This is a genomic window from Acidovorax sp. ST3 (genome assembly GCF_003231145.1).
Lineage (GTDB): Bacteria > Pseudomonadota > Gammaproteobacteria > Burkholderiales > Burkholderiaceae_C > Acidovorax.
Genome location: NZ_QKVP01000052.1, coordinates 1 through 657, shown reverse-complemented (window position 1 = coordinate 657; position 657 = coordinate 1). Strand labels below are relative to the sequence as shown.

General features: G+C 65.9%; 1 protein-coding gene and 1 pseudogene. Both read left to right on the top strand.

Going from position 1 to position 657, the window contains the following annotated elements:
* Nucleotides 1-222 (top strand): annotated as a pseudogene (locus DNK89_RS24870) (allantoinase); the annotation flags it as partial.
* 9 nt (nucleotides 223-231) lie between these two features.
* Nucleotides 232-657: 2-oxo-4-hydroxy-4-carboxy-5-ureidoimidazoline decarboxylase (uraD, locus tag DNK89_RS24865; protein WP_238990916.1), on the top strand; the 426-nt coding region annotated here is incomplete at its 3' end.

Below are 657 nucleotides of genomic sequence, written 5' to 3'. Positions count from 1 at the left end.
AAGGACGCGTTCGACACGCTTTATGCCGAAGGCAAGGCCGGACGCGGCGGCATGATGAGCATCGGCCTGCATTGCCGCCTGATCGGCCGGCCAGGACGCGCCGCGGCGCTGCAGCGCTTCATCGATTATGTGAAGAGCCACGACAAGGTCTGGCTGCCGCGACGCATCGACATCGCCAACCACTGGCGCGACCATCATCCCTATGAGCCCGCGGCCTTGCGCCCGTCGCGCATGGACAAGCAGGAGTTCGTGCAGCGCTTCGGCGGCATCTTCGAACATTCGCCTTGGATTGCCGAGCGTGCCTTCGAACTGGAGCTCGGCCCTGCCCATGACAGCGCCGGCGGCCTGCACAACGCGCTCTGCCGTGCCTTCCGCTCGGCTTCCGAGACCGAGCGTCTCGGCGTGCTGACCGCGCACCCGGACCTCGCCGGCAAGCTGGCGCAGGCCAGACGGCTGACCGAGGACTCGACCAAGGAACAGGCTTCGGCCGGGCTCGATGCGCTGACGGACGCGGAGCGCGAACTGTTCTCCAAGCTGAACGCCGCCTACGTCACCACTTTCGGCTTCCCCTTCATCATCGCGGTAAAGGGCAAGACCAAGGATGAGATCCTGGCGGCATTCGAGACCCGCATCGGCAACAGCCGCGGCGAGGAATTC